This window comes from Murimonas intestini (genome assembly GCF_024622195.1).
Lineage (GTDB): Bacteria > Bacillota > Clostridia > Lachnospirales > Lachnospiraceae > Murimonas > Murimonas intestini.
This window is the reverse complement of the sequence record NZ_JANKBI010000007.1, coordinates 76,086-96,688: the sequence shown is the minus strand read 5'-3', so window position 1 is coordinate 96,688 and position 20,603 is coordinate 76,086. Positions and strand designations below refer to the sequence as shown.

The 20,603-nt window shown below is 46.3% G+C and carries 16 protein-coding genes and 1 pseudogene; 14 read left to right on the top strand and 3 right to left on the bottom strand.

Translation table 11 applies throughout. The features are described 5' to 3' along the window. Window positions 1–106 precede the first annotated feature (106 nt). Together NSB28_RS12250 and NSB28_RS12245 are read left to right on the top strand one after the other, a co-directional pair. Entirely contained in the window at window positions 107–385 is a 279-nt protein-coding gene (locus NSB28_RS12250) for a hypothetical protein (RefSeq protein WP_109626818.1), read from the top strand. 251 nt (window positions 386–636) lie between these two features. Next, complete coding sequence (locus tag NSB28_RS12245) at window positions 637–1,233, top strand: class I SAM-dependent methyltransferase (RefSeq protein ID WP_109626816.1); 597 nt, start codon at window positions 637–639, stop codon at window positions 1,231–1,233. Window positions 1,234–1,283: 50 nt separating this feature from the next. On the opposite strand, the gene NSB28_RS12240 is transcribed toward NSB28_RS12245, so the two are convergent. Continuing rightward, window positions 1,284–1,625, bottom strand: a complete 342-nt coding sequence (locus tag NSB28_RS12240; RefSeq protein ID WP_257497697.1) for a helix-turn-helix domain-containing protein — start codon at window positions 1,623–1,625, stop codon at window positions 1,284–1,286. A 172-nt stretch (window positions 1,626–1,797) separates the two neighbouring features. Here NSB28_RS12240 and NSB28_RS12235 point away from each other — a divergent pair, with 172 nt between their 5' ends. The 10 genes and pseudogenes from NSB28_RS12235 to NSB28_RS12190 all read left to right on the top strand — a co-directional run bounded on the left by NSB28_RS12235 (window position 1,798) and on the right by NSB28_RS12190 (window position 15,775). Then, window positions 1,798–2,751, top strand: coding sequence for an AraC family transcriptional regulator (locus NSB28_RS12235; RefSeq protein ID WP_109626812.1), 954 nt, complete (start codon window positions 1,798–1,800; stop codon window positions 2,749–2,751). A 275-nt stretch (window positions 2,752–3,026) separates the two neighbouring features. Further along, window positions 3,027–5,429 (top strand): beta-glucosidase, encoded by a 2,403-nt coding sequence (locus NSB28_RS12230; protein WP_109626809.1) that lies wholly within the window; start codon window positions 3,027–3,029, stop codon window positions 5,427–5,429. 24 nt (window positions 5,430–5,453) lie between these two features. After that, on the top strand, window positions 5,454–6,953 hold the full coding sequence (locus tag NSB28_RS12225) for a sugar ABC transporter ATP-binding protein (RefSeq protein WP_109626807.1): 1,500 nt from the start codon (window positions 5,454–5,456) through the stop codon (window positions 6,951–6,953). A 12-nt stretch (window positions 6,954–6,965) separates the two neighbouring features. After that, a complete protein-coding gene (locus NSB28_RS12220; RefSeq protein WP_109626805.1) occupies window positions 6,966–7,889 on the top strand; it encodes an ABC transporter permease in 924 nt (307 codons plus the stop codon). An 18-nt stretch (window positions 7,890–7,907) separates the two neighbouring features. After that, window positions 7,908–9,026: a sugar ABC transporter substrate-binding protein gene (locus NSB28_RS12215; RefSeq protein WP_109626803.1), complete on the top strand. Its 1,119-nt coding sequence runs from the start codon at window positions 7,908–7,910 to the stop codon at window positions 9,024–9,026. Between the two features lie 28 nt (window positions 9,027–9,054). Then, window positions 9,055–10,032 carry an ABC transporter permease gene (locus NSB28_RS12210; protein WP_109626800.1) on the top strand — a complete coding sequence of 326 codons (978 nt, stop codon included), beginning with the start codon at window positions 9,055–9,057 and terminating at the stop codon, window positions 10,030–10,032. Window positions 10,033–10,110: 78 nt separating this feature from the next. Next, window positions 10,111–12,519: a glycoside hydrolase family 3 N-terminal domain-containing protein gene (locus tag NSB28_RS12205; RefSeq protein ID WP_257497696.1), complete on the top strand. Its 2,409-nt coding sequence runs from the start codon at window positions 10,111–10,113 to the stop codon at window positions 12,517–12,519. Between the two features lie 57 nt (window positions 12,520–12,576). Beyond that, window positions 12,577–13,941: an MATE family efflux transporter gene (locus NSB28_RS12200; RefSeq protein WP_109626796.1), complete on the top strand. Its 1,365-nt coding sequence runs from the start codon at window positions 12,577–12,579 to the stop codon at window positions 13,939–13,941. 284 nt (window positions 13,942–14,225) lie between these two features. Next, a pseudogene (locus NSB28_RS12195) lies at window positions 14,226–15,146 on the top strand (PDDEXK nuclease domain-containing protein). Window positions 15,147–15,289: 143 nt separating this feature from the next. After that, the gene (locus NSB28_RS12190) at window positions 15,290–15,775 is read left to right on the top strand and encodes a low molecular weight protein-tyrosine-phosphatase (protein WP_109627131.1); all 486 of its coding nucleotides are present in this window, start codon (window positions 15,290–15,292) and stop codon (window positions 15,773–15,775) included. 204 nt (window positions 15,776–15,979) lie between these two features. Here NSB28_RS12190 and NSB28_RS12185 read toward each other — a convergent pair whose 3' ends face one another. Beyond that, a complete protein-coding gene (locus tag NSB28_RS12185) occupies window positions 15,980–16,429 on the bottom strand; it encodes a MarR family winged helix-turn-helix transcriptional regulator (RefSeq protein ID WP_109626794.1) in 450 nt (149 codons plus the stop codon). Window positions 16,430–16,749: 320 nt separating this feature from the next. Here NSB28_RS12185 and NSB28_RS12180 point away from each other — a divergent pair, with 320 nt between their 5' ends. Together NSB28_RS12180 and NSB28_RS12175 are read left to right on the top strand one after the other, a co-directional pair. After that, the gene (locus NSB28_RS12180) at window positions 16,750–18,132 is read left to right on the top strand and encodes an MATE family efflux transporter (RefSeq protein ID WP_109626792.1); all 1,383 of its coding nucleotides are present in this window, start codon (window positions 16,750–16,752) and stop codon (window positions 18,130–18,132) included. 138 nt (window positions 18,133–18,270) lie between these two features. Continuing rightward, entirely contained in the window at window positions 18,271–18,801 is a 531-nt protein-coding gene (locus NSB28_RS12175) for a GNAT family N-acetyltransferase (RefSeq protein ID WP_109626790.1), read from the top strand. 310 nt (window positions 18,802–19,111) lie between these two features. On the opposite strand, the gene lysA is transcribed toward NSB28_RS12175, so the two are convergent. Beyond that, on the bottom strand, window positions 19,112–20,416 hold the full coding sequence (gene lysA, locus NSB28_RS12170) for a diaminopimelate decarboxylase (RefSeq protein WP_109626788.1): 1,305 nt from the start codon (window positions 20,414–20,416) through the stop codon (window positions 19,112–19,114). Window positions 20,417–20,603: the final 187 nt, after the last annotated feature.

Below are 20,603 nucleotides of genomic sequence, written 5' to 3'. Positions count from 1 at the left end.
AACTTATAATTATGATGTAAACACATTATACTTTAGAGAAATATGGAAGGAGGTAAGCTCCGGAAAGCACCTGATTGTGGAGTAAAAGGTAATTGGAAATCAGTAGATGAGAGAAAAAGGTCAGTGTAGGAAAAACAGCCGCAGGGCGGTCTTATTGGAGGCGATAAGATTAGTGGAAAAAGTGTTGAGAAAGAAGGGATTGGTTATGAAGATTAAAAATAAAATGTATGTTTTTCTTGCTGCTATGATATTGGCATTGGGTTGTATTACAGGATGCCGTAATAAAGATGACAAAGAAGAGATAATTCGCAAGGGAAAGGAAGCACAGCAAGAGATACAGAATGCCTTTAATGAGTATCAAAATAAGAAAAGATTATTACAATGAGTGGACGGGGTTTAGTTTATATTAAATAGTGTTAAAAGGATTATGTCTGAACCATAATCCTTTTTAAGTTCAAAATTATACCAAGCACGGTGGTCAAATCCTGAATCGCAATCATAGCCAAAGGCGATTTTAATAAATATTTGCATATAACTGTTCAGTACCTTCACAGTTACAACTTTGTGCAGAAATATAAGCGCATATTGAATCAGATACACTGAGCAAGGAAAAAGCAGAAGGGGAATTTTATAAAAATGAATCAAAGTGAAAAAGAATGGGACAGGCTTCTGAAGATTAAAACCCAGGGGAGAGATGATTCTGCTTCAGATCAGTATCGTTATCCATATGAGCCAACACCCTATTGTGTGCTGGAACGCTTCTCAAACAGCGGCTATATTGGGAAGAACAACGTACTTATTGATTACGGCTGTGGGAAGGGGAGAGTGGATTTCTATTTATCCTATCAGACCAGATGCAGATCTATTGGAGTCGAGTATGATGAAAGAATCTATGAAAGGGCTGCAGAAAATCAAACTTCTGGGGTGTCCGCAGGTTTGGTATCCTTAGAAAAAGCAGATGCTGTATCATTTAAAGTTCCTGCGGAAGCCGACAGGTTTTATTTCTTCAATCCATTTTCTGTTGAGATATTGAAAAAGGTGCTGGGAAGAATAAGAGAATCCTACTATGAAAAGCAGAGAGAACTTCTGCTGTTTTTTTACTATCCTCAGGATGAATATATATCTTATCTGATGACAGTGGAAGAGTTAATGTTTTTGGATGAGATAGACTGCATAGACCTTTTTCCAGGGGAAAACCCCAGAGAACGTATTGTGGTTTTTGAATTACTTTAAAGCATCAGCCGGAAACGGCTGGTGCTTTTTTGTGTAGTGTGCTGCTCAGTTCACAGGATATCCTGCCTTTTATGTATTTCTTTTGGGGATTCAGGTGTGAGAATTGAGTGCAGAAATGCTTCCAGAAGCTGACGCTGCGTGGGGGTAAGACGGTAAATTGCCTCCACGAGAGAGCTGACGGTCGGCTCCTGACGGCAGTATTCGTTGAAAAAATCGGCAAGTGATATCTCTAAAGCGTCACAGATATAAGAAAGGGTTTCAACGGTTGGATTTTTTTTGCACAGCTCTACGTCCCGGAGATAGCTTTGGGACAGACCGGCCTCATTTGCCAGCCTGTTTACGGAGTATCCCTTGTTTAAGCGGAAGCTTTTAATTTGTTCTCCTATTTTCATATATTTTCTCCTTACTTCTTTCCATATAATAACAAAATTATACATAGATGCTTACATCTATAGAGATTGAAAATAAAATCTATAGATGTTATAATTTATCGAAAAAAGAGTGGATATGATAAGGTGCAAAATGGAACGGCAGGTACAGTGAATTCGTTTGGAGGGGACTAACATGGAGCAGGAATATGAGATTGTAAAGCATCTGCAGCTGGAGGATCTGAATATTTTCTTGGTAAATATGACGTATCGAAGGCTGCATGTGCATAAGGAATTTGAGATATGTATGGTTCTGGCCGGCAGCCTTAAAGTATATGAGCGTCAGGGCTATATCTCGCTGGGGAGGGGAGATATCGTGCTGTTTAACCCGAGACAGGCCCATGAGCTGCACAGCTTAACGGAAAATACAGTGCTGCTGTCTATCCAGATATCCGGAAATTTCTGCCGCAAGATATATCCGGATATAAGACTGCTGGAGTTTGAAGAAAATATTCTGACGCTGGATAAATACGGGAGGGAGCAGAAGGCCAGGCTATGCGGCTCGATCTTAAATCTTGCCAAATTTTATTTTCTGAACGCGCCGGGATATAATTTTTTTTGTATGAGCAGTCTTTTTGAACTTTGGGGAATTTTGATCAATTACTATCCCTGGCATATAATTACGGAGAAGGAAAAGGCGGAGCGGTATAACAAGAGCAACCGGCTGGAGCACATTATGGCATATATTGACGCGCATTTTACGGATAAAATACTCCTGACTGATATTGCGGAGGAGGAGCATCTCTCCCTGAACTATCTCTCCCATTTTTTTAAGGATATGATAGGCATGTCATTCCAGCAGTATGTGGCGCTGCTCCGCTTTGACCGGGCCAGGAGGCTGGTAGAGCATACATCTATGAGTATTACAACCATATGCATGGAATGCGGCTTTTCTGATTACAGATATTTGAATAATATCTATAAAAAGCAGCTTGGATATACGCCCATCGAGTACAGAAATTCACATGCTGTGACGGACGGATACATCGAAAAAAAGGCGACAGATCTGGAAAACATGCAGGAGTTTTATTCAAGGGAGGAGAGCCTGAAATTATTAAAAATAGCGGAAACGCAGGGGATATTTATATAACGGCGAATTAATCTGTGTGCGGCTGTAAAAAGACGCTGGACAGCCTAAAGCTGAAGGCGGATCTTCACATGGGAATCGAATGAAAAAAGCATAGAGTGTTTTTTGGCATTAGGGGAAAACGGGAAGATATAACCAAATCTTCCCATTTTTGTATTTTAGTCATTATAGAAAACAACATATTTACCTATGAGGCACATGGAAATAAACAGTGCTTATTACGGGTAAAAAATATAAAATAATTCTTATAACAAATATAAGACAGAAAGGAGAAAACTATGAGACTGGCTGATAAAAGCTCTATTGAGACAATCATCAATGAGATGTCACTTGAGGAAAAGCTGACCCTGCTCACAGGAGAATCGGAATTTAAGGGACCGGCTCTTGAAAAGTATGGAATCCCTTCAGTGTACTATCTTGACGGGGGAACAGGGGCCAATTACATGCAAATGGTTCTGGACGCTTATGGGAGGCTGAAGAATATCACGGACGGAGGCGAAGCAATATTTGGAAATATCTTTGCCCCGGTGCCCACCATCATCGACTGTCTGCTGAATCCGGAAAAAGAGAAGGATGTAAAGAATCCGCAGCTGCTGGAGGATATTGCAGAAATGAGAAAGATGATGGAGGAGTACATACCTGGCGGAGAACTGCCGGGGTGCTTTCCTCCGGGAGTTGTATTCGGCGCTACCTGGGATCCGGAAAACATTTATGAGAGCGGACGAGCGCTGGGGAAAGAGGCACATTATTTTAACATAGATGTTCTCCTGGGTACTCCTAATGTAAATATTCACAGAGATCCGCTGGGGGGCCGTATGTTTGAGGGGTACTCTGAGGATCCGTGTCTGGTATCAAAGCTGGCTCCGGCCTTTGTGAAGGGAATCCAGGACGAAGGAATAATAGCCAATGTGAAGCATTTTGCCGCCAATAATCAGGAGACAGACAGGCGCACGGTCAATGAGCACATACCGGAAAGAGCGCTGCAGGAAATTTATTTCCCGGGATTTAAGGCATGTGTACAGGAGGGCGGCTGCAAGACTGTTATGAGCGCCTATAATGCCATTAACGGCGAGTATTGTGCACTGAATAAATGGCTTTTGACTGACGTCCTTAAGAAGGAATGGGACTTTGACGGCTTTGTTGTCAGCGACTGGACGGCGGCATACGATCAGGTGAAGGCGTGGAATGCCGGAAATGATATGGATATGCCGGGACCGCGCTCGATAAAAGGCGTTCTTGAGGCGGCAGAGAGAGGAGAGCTTGATGAAGAAAAGGTAAACGATTCTGTCAGGAGGTATCTGAATATTATATTGGAAATGCCTGTCATGAAGGGACGCCGGTATAATCATATCGACAGGGCAGGTTCTGCAAGGGCTGCGTATAACAGCATAAAAGAGGCGATCGTACTTCTGAAAAACGAGGGCGGAACTCTCCCCCTTGACAGGGAAAAGGGAGTCTGCTTCTTCGGTGAAAAAAGCAGACAGTTTCTGGAATCCGGAAGCGGAAGCGCGAATGTGGTAACCTCCGAGAGCACCAGCCTCTATGAAACGATGGTACAGAAGCTCGGATGTGACAGGGTGTCCTTTGAAGAAATCACGGACAATACGGATACCGTTGTGATAACGGTTGGGATTGTGGGGCAGGAAGGCTTCGACCGCGCCGAGATGAATGTTACGGCCAGCGACAGGATAATGCTCAAAAGGGCGCTGGGGGAAGCGAAGGCAAAGAATAAAAAAACTGTGGTGATCCTCAATGTGTGCGGGCCGGTTGATGTATCCGATTATGTGGACGATGTGGATGCCATGCTCTGCATTTTTATTCCCGGTATGGAAGGCGGCCATGCTGTTGCAGACGCACTGCTGGGTGAGTTCAGCCCATCCGGAAAGCTTCCGGTTACGTTCCCAAAACATTATCGCGACGTTCCCAGCTGCAGTAATTTTCCCGGAAGAAACAAGGAGGTCTGGTATGGAGAGGGAATCTTTGTGGGCTACAGATATTACGACTACCGCGGCATAGAGCCCCGTTATCCCTTCGGCTACGGATTATCTTACACTACATTTGAAATTGAGGGTGCCAAAACCGATAAAAATATTCTTAACAAGGACAGGGATGACGACAAGATCACTGTGACGGTCAATGTTAAAAACACGGGAAATATGACGGGTAAGGAAGTGGTCCAGCTGTACATAGGTGAAAAGAATCCCGCACTTGTGAAGCCTCCGAAGGAGCTGAAGGATTTCAGGAAGGTTGAGGTGGCGCCGGGTGAGGTAAGGCAGGTGGTGTTTGTGGTAACAGCAGCCGAACTTGCAAGCTATGATGATGCAGCCGGAAAATGGGTGGTGCAGCCCGACGAATATACACTTTACATTGGAACCTCCTCCAGGGATATTGCCGCTGAGCTGAAGATACAGGCAGAAGGCTGGAATGCGTTTGGCATCAGCGCAGATACACCGTTGGGCGTGATCGCTGCAACACCAGGCGCCCTTGATAAGATGCTGGAATTTATCCCGGACGGCATCCTGACGCGGGAGATGGTAGAGCTTCAGGTACTGTTCCAGGATACAGATTCACTGGAGGGCTACTGGAAGGCGGCCGTTGAAAGCCTGTTGGATCTGCCGGAGGAAGAAAAGAAAAAGCTTTATGAGAGTCTGTTAAATGCAATGAACGCTTTTGTCGTTTAATAAGAGTAAGAACAGGGTGAAAAAATGGAAAAAGAAGTAATCTTGAAATGTACAAAGATGTGCAAAAGCTTTGGCCCAACAAAAGCCCTTGTTGACGTAGACCTGGTGGTAAACAGAGGAGAGATACGCGGCCTGATAGGAGAAAACGGCTCCGGAAAATCCACGATTTCTTCTATCGTAGCCGGAGTTTTGCCTTATGATTCCGGAAATATCGAATTTCTTGGCAAGCCCCACAAACCAGCGGACATGCTGGAAGCACAACAGGCCGGAATAAGCATGGTGGTGCAGGAGGCGGGGACGATCCAGAACCTTACGGTTATGGCTAATATATTTGTAGGTAAGGAGGAGCGTTTCAGCAGAGGCCTGTTTCTGGACAAGAAGGCGATGAAAAAAGAGGCCCAGCAGATATTGGATGAAATAGGAGCCTCCCATATCAGGGCAGACGACTCGATCATGCGCTATAACTTTGAGGACAGAAAGCTTGTGGAGATCGCCAGAGCGCTCTATGAAAAACCGGAGCTGCTGATCGTGGACGAAACCACAACAGCGCTGCCGCATAAGGGGCGCGAGGTTCTTTACAGACTCATGAAAAAGCAGGCAAAGGAGAACAGGGCAGTATTGTTTATCTCTCATGACATGGACGAGCTGATGGACAACTGTAATGCCATCACCGTGTTGCGGGATGGCCGTCTGATCGCCACCCTGAACGAAGATGAGATGAGTATACCGAAGATGCGCTCCCTGATGATAGGACGCGAAATCAGCGATGAATACTACCGCACGGATCTGGACGGCAGCTTTGGCGAGGAGGTGGTTTTGAAGGCGGAGCATCTGTCGGCAGGGGAAATACTCGAGGACTTTTCCTTTGAACTCCATAGAGGAGAAATCCTCGGAATCGGCGGATTGAGCGACTGCGGTATGCATGATCTGGGAAAGGCGGTGTACGGCGCAGTGAAGCTGCTGACCGGAAAGGTGATTTACAAGGACGGGACAGAAATAAAAAGTCCGGCGGCAGCCGTTTCAAAGAAAATGGGCTATGTATCTAAAAACAGAGACATTGAATCGCTGATCCTGAGCAGCTCTATTACTAGTAACGTCGCATTGCCCTCCCTGAATAAGCTGCAAAAAGGCGTCTATTTGTCAGCAAAGGACGAGGAAGCGCTCACCAATGAGCAGATTAAGGAGATGAGCATCAAATGTGAGAACGGGGCCCAGACGGTGGATAACCTTTCCGGAGGCAATAAACAGAAGGTGGTATTTGGAAAGTGGATCGGAAATAAAGCGGAAATTTTAATTCTTGACTGTCCTACCAGGGGTATAGACATCGGCACAAAGGTAGCTATGTATAAGCTGATGTACCGGCTGAAGCAGGAGGGCAGATCGATCATTATGATCTCGGAGGAGATACCCGAATTAATCGGTATGAGCGACCGCATTATAGTTATCCGTGACGGAAAGCTTTCCGGCATTCTTGAAAGAAGCGACACATTAAACGAGCACTCGGTTATTGAGTGTATGCTTTAGAGGAGGAAGGATATGAAGACAGAAAAAGTAAGGAATTTTCTTCCTCTGGCAGGACTGCTGATTGTATTTATAGCTTTTGCTGTGCTTTCGGGAGGAAGAAACCTGACATCATCGAATCTGCAGAGCATTTTTAACCAGTCTTTTTTTATCATGCTTGCAGGTATTTGCGCGACCTTTGTGTATGCCCATGGCGGAATAGACCTGTCTATCGGCGGTTTAGAGGGCATATGTATGCTGATCGCCGTGGTGTCCATGAGGAACATAGGATTTGTCCCGGCGCTGATTCTTGTCATTTTAACAGGGATTGTCAGCGGTATTCTGATCGGTGGTATTTCCGTATATGGAAATATTCCGGTATTTATCACAGGCCTGAGCCTGCAGTATATTTACCGTGGAATTTTGAAGGTTGCAACCTCCAAGGCACTGATAACAGTGCCCAACCAGTATACGTGGCTGGACAGCTGGGGAGTGAAGGCCGTTGTTCTGGTGGCCGCGGCAGCCGTTGTGGGATATCTTTTTAAATATACAAAGATTGGACGATACGAAAAAGCAATCGGCGGAAACGCAACGGCGACGACCCTGTGCGGTGTAAATGCAAAAAAATATTCTGTGCTTGCGTATGTGATACTCGGAATCGGGGTGGGAATTGCCGGGCTGTTCGCCATGGTGCGCGCCGGGGGAGTGAATCCCCAGGCAGGAGCGGCTTATGAAATGGACGTGTTAATTGCGGTAGTCCTGGGCGGCATGCCGCTTACGGGAGGAGCTGCGGCCCGCGTCAGATGCGGGATCATCGGCGCTCTGCTCATCGTGGTAATTGAAAACGGATTTGTGCTTTTGGGGGCGGATCCGAATCTGGTGGACGGCATCAAGGGGATTATTTTTATCGCAACTGTTTTTGTAACGATTGCCCGCAGAAAGGGGCAGGTAGTTAACTAAAAAGCAAAGGAGAAAAATATGAGTAAAAAAATGAAAAAATTAATGGCGGTACTATTATGTTTTGCAATGTTATTCAGTGTAACCTCTGTTGCCCAGGCTAAGGAGGACACGGCGGATGTAAAGCAGGTCAGCATCGGGTTCATCGGATGGGGATACACAGATACGCTGGGAGCGGCCTATAAGGAATATTTTGACTATATAGCAGAAGAATTTGGCATGAACGTAACGCTGGTTGCGGGCACGACCCAGGAAGAGCATATTTCCCTGGCGGAGGATCTGATAGAGGCTGGTGTGGACGGGATTCTGGCGTATCAGGTCACTTCTCCCATGATGAAGCTTTGCGACGAGGCTGGGGTATATCTGATGCAGTTTGGTTCTCCCATCACCGACGAGGACATTCAGGCAAATCTTGACGGAAGCGACTACTGGCTTGGAACCTCCTCTGTAGACGATTATAAGTCAGGCCAGAATATGGTGGAGGCATTATACGAGGACGGATGCAGGAATATGGTGGTTTTGGGCGTGGCAGCCGGAAACCCGTGCCATGACCTTCGCTGGAACGGCATTATGGATAAAGCGGCCGAATATGACGATATGACAGTTATCGGTGAATACAGGGGCGGAACTGCGGCGGCACAGGAATACTCTGACCAGGTCCAGAATTTTGTGGCTATGTACCCGGAAATGGACTCTATTGCCATGACAGGCGCTTCCAGCGGCAATCTGGACGCAGTGCTCTCGGCCCTGGACACCGTTGGGATGACGGGGACTGTTAAGCTTGCCACACTGGACGTGCAGGAGGGGACAGACACATATCTTGAGGAAGGCTCCCTGCTGTTTATTGGCGGAGGACAGCATCCTGAGGTTATATTCCTTGCAATCTTGATGGCAGACATTATAAGAGGCAGTCTGGATATGGGCGGCGAAGAGGTTTCCCTGGTCGGACAGTTTATCAATATTGTCGGAACGGATGGATACGAGGAATTCAAAAAATATATAATGGACGATTTCCCGTATTATATTGAGGAACTCAAGGCGGTTTCCACATCATTCAACCCGGATACAAGCTACCAGGAGCTGTATGATCTGTGGAATTCCTATAGCCTTGATGACGTAGAGACAAGACATGCGAAATAGCGCACCATCGAAAGGGTGGAAAAGATAAATGAGTAAAAAGCTTTCAAATATTGTAAAATGCCTCATCCTGCCCATTGCTGTATATGTGATATTCTTTGTTTTTTCAAAGGGCAGGTTCGGAAGCCTGCCGGGAATGCTGGCGATCGGAAGACAGTTTGTACTGTACTGCCTGGTAGGATGGGCATTGATGCATAACCAGCTTATGGGAGTGTGGGATTTCACGCCGGGAGCAGTTGTTGCCCTGGCGGGGATTATTGGCGGAAACATTGCCCTCAGCACAAATACGGGAGTTGCCGGGCTGGTTGTATTCTGCATCCTGAGCGCTGTGACCCTGTGCCTGCTTACGTTTTTTGTATTCCATTTTTTGAAGATCCCGTCTATGATCTGCGGTCTGGGTATGGTATTGATCTATGAAATGCTGACAACGCAGCTGTTTGGCGGAACAGGCGTGAAGCTGACGAAGGATATCACATTGCTGGCAAAGTCGCCCTACTGCTACGTGGTGCTGGCGGTTGCAGGCATAATACTTTATATTCTTTTCAACTTTACCAAGAATGGAGCAAATACAAGGTCTCTGGGGTACGGGCAGGATATTGCCATGAGCATAGGCGTAAGCCTGACTAAGACGAGGCTGAAGAACTTCATCATTGAAGGGATTTTTCTGGGGCTGGCGGCGGTTATTTCCAGCAGCCAGAGAGGGAGTATTGCGCCCACGCTGAATATGTCCACGCTGTCGCTGGGGTTTGACGCAATTATGGGCGTGTTCATTGGTCTGAATCTTGTGAATAACTGTAATCTTGTCGTAGGTATCGTGATCGGTACCTTTACGATGAAGATGGTCAGCGCAGGACTGATCGCAATGGGGCTGGATTCTAATCTGCAGTCTGTGGCACAGGGACTATTCCTTCTGGTATTCATAGGAATATCTTCTAATAAGGATGCAGTGTCAAAATACTTTGCAGATAAGAAAAAGAGTGCAGAAATATTAGCTAAAATTAAAGCCTGAGAACTGATTTAAGAAGGCCATTGCAGAACATGGAGGTATGTGATGCAATGGCTTTTCATATTAAAAAGGAGGATAGAGATGAGTGCAAAACTTATAAACAGGGAGAGTATTCCAGCGCTGCTAAAAGAGATGACCACGGAGGAAAAGGCGGTGCTTGTAACGGGCAGAAGTTCCTTTACCACACAGGCGCTTGAAAAATACGGAATCCCCTCGTGCAGAGTGCTGGACGGGGGAACAGGCGTCAATCTTTTTCAATATTACGGCGATGTTATCCAGCGGGCGAGCTGGGAGGAGGATGAGACTATGCGGGAGTCACTGGGGGGCGTCGCGAATTCCGTGATGATCATGAAACTCCTGGAAAAAGAGGAAAAGGGCGCCGTGCTGGATGAGAGGGAGAAAACGGTAAGGCATATTATTGATGAAAAAATGAAAGAGATCACCCCCTCAGGACAGCTTCCGGGATGTTTTCCCCCGGGGATATTGCTGGGTGCTACATGGGATCCGGAAACCGTATATCTGTGCGGAAACGCCGTGGCTAAGGAGATGGACGCATACCAGGTGGATATGGTTCTGGGAAGCCCCAATGTAAATATACACAGGGATCCTCTGAACGGCCGTATTTTTGAGGGATATTCAGAGGACCCCTGCCTGACGGCAAAGCTTGCGCCGAACTTCGTGCGTGGTATACAGGACGAGGGGCTGACGGCAAATGTAAAGCATTTTGCAGCAAATAATCAGGAAACCCACAGACAGAATATCAACGAGTTAATTCCTGTGCGCGCTTTATATGAAATTTATTTTCCGGGATTCAAAGCCTGTGTGCAGGATGCAAATGTGAAAAGCCTGATGGACGCATACAATAAAATAAACGGAAAAGCATGTGCCATGAATTCCTGGCTTTTGACGGATGTTCTCCGGGACGAGTGGGGATATGAAGGCCTGGTGATATCCGACTGGGGCGCGGTGTATGAGCAGGCGGAGGGAATAGCCGCAGGAAATGATCTGGATATGCCGGGGCCGCGCAGCACACAGCCGATCCTGGAGGCGGTAGAGAGCGGCAGATTACCGGTGGAGGCTCTTGACCGGGCAGTGACTAAAATATTGGAAATGCTTCTGGATATGCCTGTTATGAAAGGGAGAAGAAATACCTGCATCAACAGAGAATATTCCCGCAGGGCCGCATACCAGGGGGCAGCAGAAGGGTGCGTTCTTCTGAAAAACAATGGCTTACTTCCTCTGGCGGATAGTGTGAATATCAGCTTTATAGGCGAAAGAAGCGAGAGATTTCTGGAATCCGGCGGGGGCAGTGCCATGGTTTACACAGATCAGTCCACCGGCATGGCGGCAGTAACAAGAGAACGGATCGGGGACAGCCATGTGACTATAGGGAGGATTGCCCCCGAGTCGGATGTGGTGGTAATAACAGTCTCCGCCTGGGGACAGGAGGGCAATGACAGGCCGCAGATGGATATTGAGCCGGAGGATAAGGAGCTTCTGCTGGAAACGCTTTCCAAAGCCAGAGAATTAAGAAAAAAGGTGGTCGTGGTACTGAACATATGCGGCCCGGTAGATATGACGGAATATATTGACGATGCAGACGCTGTGCTCTGCGTATTTTTGCCGGGGCAGGAGGGAGGAAATGTCGCCTCTCAAATTTTGTTTGGGGATATAAATCCTTCGGGCAAGCTGCCCCTTACATTTCCAAGGCACTACAGGGACTGCCCCACATTCGGAAATTTCCCCGGATGTGCGGCGGAGGTCTGCTACGGGGAAGGAATTCTGGTGGGTTACAGATATTATGAAAAAAAGAAAGTAAAACCGCTGTTTTCCTTTGGTTTTGGGTTAAGCTATTCGACTTTCAGCATTTCAGATCTAAAGCTTACCTCAGACCGCATGGACATGGACAGAGACGAAGAGCTTCAGGCTTTTGTGAGAGTAAAAAATATCTCCAGGATTGACGGTAAAGAGGTTGTCCAGCTATATATCCGCGACCCAAAATCCACACTGCTGAAGCCGGAAAAGGAATTAAAGAATTTTAAAAAGGTATTTTTGAAGGCAGGAGAGGAGACAGAGATCAGGTTTACCATCACCAGGCATGATCTGGAAAGCTATGACCCCAGGCTGCAGCAGTGGGTAGCCGAGGCGGGAAAGTATCAGGTGCTGGTTGGAAACAGTTCAGATAACATCGTGGAGCGGCAGGAATTCCTTGCGGTGGGAGTCACCGCCTACAACTACAACGAGACGACAATGCTGGCAACTCTATATGAGGACGGAAGGGCAAGAGAAATCCTGGAAAGCGCATTGAAAAAATATGATATGGAGGGAGAACTTGCAGACTGCTTGTATTACTTTCCGCACCGTGAGATAGGAAAGGTTCTGGACATGCTCTGCGGTAATGCAGCCGGGATACAGGAAGAAGAGCTTAAGAGCTGGAAGAACGGGGTAATGGAGCAGCTTCGCGAACTGGATTTGAGTGTGTTAGGGTAGACAGAACGGCGCCGGTGCGGTAAAATGGGAGGAAATGTAACAAGGAGAAGGTAGGGGATGAAAGAGAGATTATTTTCCGATAAGGTATTTTACAGGAAGCTGCTGCAGCTCACGGTGCCTATAGCACTGCAAAATCTGATGCTTGCCTCCGTGGCGGCAGCAGACGCCATTATGCTGGGAAGCGTTGCGCAAAATGCCATGTCTGCGGTATCTCTGGCAACGCAGATCCAGTTTATACAGAACATGGTACTGACCTCGGTCGTATCAACTGCCATAATTTTGGGAGCGCAGTATTGGGGCAGGCGCGATACAGGAACCATCAGCGATATTTTCTGCACCAGCCTCCGTTACTGCGGCGTGGCTTCCATATTGTTTTTTATTGGCTGCATATTTTTTCCGAGGTATCTGATGCTGATTTTTACAAATAATGAGGCGGAATTGATTGAGACAGGCATACATTATCTAAAGGTAGCCGGATGGTCTTATCTTCTGACAGGCATCTCACAGTGCTATCTGGCGGTGATGAAGATCAGCGGGCATGCGGCTCAGGCAGCAAGAGTCAGCATTGTCACGGTAATTCTCAATATTGTCCTGAACGCGGTGTTTATCTTTGGACTGTTTGGGCTTCCGGCAATGGGCGTGCAGGGCGCCGCCCTGGCGACGCTGCTTGCCCGGATTGTTGAGCTGGTCTGGTGCATGCGCTGTTCCTTCAGGAAGGGATACATACGTCCGGACCTGAGACGTCTTTTTCGAAGAAACAAGCTGCTGGCCGCGGATTTTTGGAAATGTCTGTATCCGCTGCTGGGAGCCAGCCTGTTCTGGGGCGTTGGCTTCACCTCCTACTCTGCATTTATGGGGCATCTGGGAACGGATGCAACGGCGGCAAATTCCGTAGCAGCGGTGGTGCGGGATCTGATCTGCTGCCTGTGCAATGGCCTTGGCAGCGGCGGCGGGATCCTGGTGGGAAATGAGCTGGGAGCCGGTAACCTGAAAAGGGGAAAGAAGTACGGCGACCGTCTGCTGAAGCTCGCAATTCTCTGCGGGGCGGTTTCTACTCTGGTTATGCTGACAGTGACTCCGGTCGTCCTGAACTTTGTCAGGTTTACAGAAGGGGCCCGGAAATACCTGATCGGAATGATGGTGATTATGGCGGTGTATATGATTGGGCGGGCCATCAACACTATTGTGATCAATGGAATCTTCGCATCGGGCGGCGATACCATGTTTGATTTGTACAGCCTGGCGGTCACCATGTGGGGCATCGCCGTCCCCTTGGCGGCAGCAGGCACATTTTTGTTTGACTGGCCGGTGCTTGTGGTGTACGCCTGTACATGCCTGGATGAGGTGGGGAAGATCCCATGGGTTCTGGCTCATTACAGGAAATATAAATGGGTGAGGGATTTGACAAGGGATATGAACTGAAGAATTGATATATGCATGCCCATCCGAAGGAGCTGAAATACGGAATGCACGGAGGTGTATAATCGGTCCGCTGGAGCAAAGCAGGGCAAATATAAGCATTTAAGGAGCATTTTACAAAATGATCAAAATACTGTTCGTCTGCCACGGCAGTATCTTGAAAAGTCCCGAAAAAGCCAGTAAAATCAATAGTTCCACGAAGAAGAAAGGCGTTTACTACACCACTACTGCACCATTTTTGAAAGAGCCTTGATATGATAGGAAAAGCAAGTTAAGATATAATTATTATGGAAAATCGAGGTGATATGATGGAAAAACTTTTGACACCATACCAATCAGTTATTACAGAAATTAAAAGTATTATTTCTTCTGGACAAGAAGCAGCCTATAGTGCCTCCAGTAAGGCAATGCTGCTTACTTATTGGAATATTGGAAAACGAATTGTAGAGCAGGAATTGGGCGGCAGTGAACGTGCAGAGTACGGTAAAGGTTTAATTTCTGCATTGGCAGATGCAGATTGTGAACGCATGCGTTCATAATCTTAACTGGACGCATATTCGGAGTCTTCTTCGTGTCCCGGATGAAAATGCACGATATTGGTATACGAAAGAGGCAGTTGATGAGAACTGGAGTTCAAGAACCTTAGATCGCAATATCAGTACGCAATATTATCAGGGACTTCTTCAAAACCTGAAAAAGAATGCTGTAATTGAAGAAATGAGGCGGAAAACGGCGGAATTTCAAAAAAGTCAATTTGAATTCAAAAGTCCAGTGATTGCAGAGTTCCTTGGCTTCAAAAATGAGGATACTTACTTAGAAGGAGATTTAGAATTTGCTATTATTTCACATATTAGAGATTTTCTGATGGAATTGGGTAGAGGATTTGCGTTTGTGGCTCGTATTACGTACTTATCGATTTAAAGATGGGGAAGATTACGCATCAGGATGTGGGACAGATTGATATGTATGTGCGCATGTATGATGATTTAAAGCGAGGGCAGGGAGATAATCTCACCATTGGGATTCTCTTGTGTTCAGAAACTGATGAGGATATTGCCAGATATTCTGTGCTTCATGATAACGACCGATTGTTTATGTCAAAATATCTGACTTATTTGCCTACGAAAGAGCAGTTGAAAGCAGAAATTGAAAGACAAAAAGAAATTTTTTCTATGCAGCATCCAGTTTTACAGGAGAATGGGGAGTAGAGAAATAGATATTGGATTAGATAGTCATGGTGATGTTTAAAAGCTTGCTTAGTGATACTAATCAAGCTTTTAAACAAATTTATGAAAACGTCGAAAGGCCAGTAATTACAGGCTTTTGAAGGCTTATGAAGGGATATAAAATTATGATTAAGGTACTATTTATCTGTCTGGGCAACATCTGCCGTTCCCCCATGGCAGAATTCGTCTTCCGCGACCTGGTAAATAAAAGAGGGCTTACCAAGCATTTCCTGATAGCCTCTGCCGCCACCAGTTCGGAAGAAACAGGCAATCCAGTGCACTATGGCACAAGAAAAAAATTGGCTGAATATGGGATCAGCACAGAGGGGAAGCGGGCCGTCCGCATGACAAAGGCAGATTATGAAAAATATGACTACCTGTTAGGTATGGAAGAGTGGAATCTGAGAAATATGAGGCGTATAGCGGGAAGTGACCCAAAGAAGAAAATACACCGTCTTCTTGACTTTTCAGATTCCCCCAGGGATATTGCCGATCCCTGGTATACGGGAGATTTTGATAAAACTTATAATGATATACTGGAAGGCTGCCAGGCCCTGCTGGAGCATATCATAAAGGAGCATAAGCGTTACTGTTCACTCCGTGACCAGTAACACGCTTCGCGATGCACAGAAACGGCGAAAAGCGCCGTTTCGCGCTGCAGCCCTCGGGATTTTCGTGCAAAATGCGCACGAAAACACCTCGCGGGACGGTGACGTATGAACAGTAACGCATAAGCTTCACTAGATACACTGGATACTGAACTGTGCCGTCTCACGGAAAGCGTTTTCTAAATACGCTCCAGGTAAAAAGCCGGTTCAGATGGGGGCATCAGAGAAAAAATCCACCGCCTTATCGGATATCTTTTCCAGCATGCTGAAAAATGCGGCAAATTCAATATCACTCATGTCACTGGTAAGATAATTTACCCAGTTATTGCCGAAGCCTTCCAGTGCTGCGCAGATATCATAAGATTTCCGGGTAGGATAGACAATCATGGCCCGGCTGTCGGCAGTATCCGGTTTCCGGGTAATGTAGCCCTCGGCCTCTAACTTGGACAGCATTTTGGCTACAGTGCTCTTGTCCATTTCCAGCAATTCGCAGAATTTATTCTGGATCATCTCTCCATTTTCACATGTGATTAAAATAAAAGGTGCCTGGCTGCCTGTGAGGCCCAGGTGCCTTGTCTGTTCATTCAGATACATCTGAGTTTTTCTTTGAAGCGTAGAAACCATCTTGATCACTTCAGACTGGCAGGACTGGTTCATAATGATATGCTCCTATTATATATTTTTTATATAAATGCTGATTATTATAAAAGTTGGCATTGCAACGTTATGCCTGCGTGATTAGGAAGCAGGCGGCTGACATTTACTAATATAGGGGTTTAAAGCAGAAAAGTCAAGAAGATATAAACCAGAGCGGGATTGAAAAATTAAGAATTGACAATTAAAATGTTATCTTATAGAATAGTAATGTTATGGTTGTAATGCCAACTAAATATGACTTTTATATCAAAGTATGTTTGGAAGAAAGACGGGGAGGTTAAAACTCCTTTGTATTTTTAAGAAGAGGAGGAAAAGGAAAAATGAGTGAACAAAACACAGTAAGACAGGAAAATAAAATGGGCGTTATGCCTGTTAATAAGCTGCTGCTGAGTATGTCCCTGCCTATGATGATTTCTATGCTAGTGCAGGCCCTGTACAATATTGTGGACAGTATGTTTGTGGCACAGATCAGTGAAAATGCCCTGACGGCAGTGTCTCTGGCGTTTCCTGTCCAGAACCTGATGATCGCGGTTGGGACAGGTACTGGAGTAGGTATTAATGCGCTGCTCTCTAAGAGCCTGGGTGAGAGAGAGTATAAGAGGGCGGATGATACGGCAAAGAATGGTATTTTTCTGGCGCTGATGAGTTTTCTGCTGTTTCTTGTGCTGGGACTTACGATGTCCAGGACTTTCTTTACCTGGCAGACAGATATCCAGGAAATTGTAGATTATGGAACAGAATATATGACTATCTGCTGTGTCTTTTCCTTTGGACTGTATTCTCAGCTGATATTTGAGAAGCTTCTCCAGTCTACAGGAAAGACCTTTTATACAATGCTGACTCAGGGACTGGGGGCTATTATCAATATTATTCTGGACCCTATCCTTATTTTCGGGCTTTTCGGTATGCCGAAGATGGGAGTCGCGGGAGCGGCAACAGCTACAATTATCGGGCAGATCATAGCGGCCTGTCTTGCAGTTTATTTCAATGTTAAAAAGAATCATGAGATCTCAGTCAATCTGAAGGGATTCCGTCCTTCAGGAAATATTATCAGGAGGATATACGGAGTGGGTGTGCCGTCTATCATTATGGCATCCATCGGTTCTGTCATGACCTTTGGCATGAATAAGATACTGATTGCATTTACTTCCACTGCCACAGCAGTATTTGGCGTATACTTTAAGCTTCAGAGCTTTATTTTCATGCCGGTATTTGGATTGAACAATGGGATGGTTCCTATCATTGCGTATAATTACGGCGCCAGAAAGGAAAAGAGGATAACGCAGACTATGAAGCTGAGTATCATATATGCGGTGTCCATTATGATTGTGGGATGTATAGTCTTTATGACAATACCGGACCTTTTATTGAAGATATTTAACGCTTCAGATACAATGCTTGAGATAGGTGTTCCTGCTCTTCGCATTATTTGTATCAGCTTCCTGTTTGCAGGGTTTTGCATTATTACTTCGTCTGTATGCCAGGCGCTGGGCCATGGCTTCCTGAGCCTGCTTGTATCCCTGATCCGCCAGCTCTGTGTGCTTCTGCCGTCAGCATATATCCTGTCCAAAGTAGGGGGGCTTCACGCGGTATGGTGGTCCTTCCCAATTGCGGAGGTAGCTTCACTGATATTATGTACCATATTCCTGAGGCACATTTACAGAAAAGAAATCAAACCGCTGGGGAATACAGATCATAGTTAATGCTCACTCCGTGACCAGTAACAGATCATACAAAATAAAAGAAATACCCCGGATAATCTGCTTGAAGAAACAGATTATCCGGGGTATTCTTGTATATGGAGATAGTTGTCCCAGTCAAAAACAGCAGGAGGAGTAAGCGTGGACTACAGAAAAGTAGAAATAAATGAGATAGACAGAGAACTTTTCAGAAATTTTAGACGCCGGCAGGCCGTAACGGATTGCTGGAGGAAAGAGAAGGGAGAGTGGGTGATCAGAAATTGCCCGTTCATTGATGAATGGAGTGAGGAAGATTATCTTGTATTGGTGAAGTGCCTGAGAGAGACGGTGGAAGCGGGCGGCATAATGTTTGGAGCCTTTTTGGATCGAGAACTCAAAGGTTTTGCAGCTGTGGAATGTACTCCTATGGGTTCCAGGGGGCAGTATCTGGATCTGCCCAGCCTCCATGTGTCAGAGGATATGAGAGGAAGGGGCGCCGGGAAGGAGCTGTTTCGTCTGGCAGCTGCCTGGGCGAAGGAACACGGCGCACGGAGCCTGTATATATCAGGACATTCGGCGGTGGAGACCCAGGCCTTTTATAAGGCTATGGGCTGTGTGGAAGCTGAGGAATACAGCAGGGAACATGTGGAGATGGAGCCATTTGACTGCCAGCTTGAATTTATTTTAGAATAAAAAAGCCCTCATAAATGAGGGAGAGCCAGCACCTTTCGGTGCTGGCGGATTATGAAAAGAAATTTATTAATGTTTGCTGTACCCTTGGTACACTTATAATATAACTTTAAAATGTGAAAAAAATGTGATGGACTCTTGAAGAGATTGTGAAATCGGGAGCACCGGGGGCATTCTTAAAGCACCTCTCTTACCTCGGGCTGATCAGGTCTTCTGCGTCCAGCCTCCGGTCTTTCAGGAGGTTCATATTACTGCTACAAAAAACACCATACCGGGAAATGTGAGGTATCCCTTGGTATGGTGTTTTTTATATTTATATAGAAATCATATGCCTCTTCAAATCCTCTAAGGTATCACGCTCCCTTATGAGCACTGCCTCACCACTTTCTCTGATGAGTACCTCTGCCGGGCGGAGGCGGTTGTTGTAATTGGAGCTCATTGTAAATCCGTATGCGCCTGCATCAAGGATCCCCAGGATATCCTTTTCCATGACGGGGGGCAGCATCCTGTCTTTTGCCAGGATGTCACCACTCTCGCAGATATTTCCCACGACTGTCACAGGCTGCAGGTTGTTATCATGTCCGTCCCCTGTGCTGTGAGTCTTGTCAGCCCCGTTCTGTGCAGCAGCATCGTTACTGCGGTAGATCTCTATTCCGTGGTAAGAATCATACATTACAGGCCTTGCCAGGACATTGAAGCCTACGTCACATCCTGCATAAGTGATCCCGCTGTTTTCTTTGACAGAATGGACCTGGCCCAGAAGTACACAGCACTCGGCGCTGATATAGCGGCCCGGCTCTATGCGGAACTTGACCTGACGTCCATATTCTTCTGCAAAAGCATAGAGCTCCTTGTCAAGCTCTGTTCCCAGGGATTTCAGGTCAAGACGGGCTTCATCTGTCTCTTTGTGGTAAGGGATGCCGAATCCGCCGCCCAGGTCGATGAACTCCAGATCAGGGAACTGCCTAGCGATGTCAAACAGGGAGTGGATGCTGGAGAGGAATGCCTCACCTGTCATAAAGAGGGAGCCGATATGCTGGTTGATTCCTGCCAGTGTCAGGTTATATTTTTTCAGTATTTCTTTTACAAGAGGAATACAGGACGGATCCACGCCGAACTTCGTCTTTTTCCCCGCTGTGACTACCTTGTCATGATGGCCTGCTCCGACTCCGGGGTTAAAACGGACAGCTACCCTGGTATTTGGGGCCAGGCGTCCGTACTGTTCCAGCTGGCTTATGGAATCGACACTTACAAGTACTCCTTCTGAGACAGCGTACTGCATCTCCTCCTCTGATACATTATTACAGATATAGAAAATCTCATCAGATTTAAAGCCGGCAGCTTTTTCAATATAGATCTCACCGGGTGACATGGCATCCACTTCCAGTCCTTCAGATCTTACGATCTGCAGGAAAGCCAGATTGCTGTTTGCCTTGGCTGAAAAATCAGCCACGAAATTTGGGTAAGTCACCAGATTCTTCAGTTCCCGGCATCTGGTGCGCAAAATCCTTTCATTATAGACATAAAGAGGGGTGCCGTACTCCTTTGCAAGGGCTGTCGGATCGTTTCCCTCATAAAAATTCATTTCATCAGTTACCTTTGTATATATTTTCTGCATGAAAATGCCTCCTTGGTATTCATATCCCGGACTTTCCGCCGGCAGAAAATTTGTTACAGTTCAGCCATCTGCCATTCGGCAGCCGTCTGACCTATAACAACGCTCCGCGATGCACACAAAATGCTGTAAACAGCATTTTGGCGCTGCAGCTCTTGGGATTTTCGTGCATTTTGCACGAAAACACCTC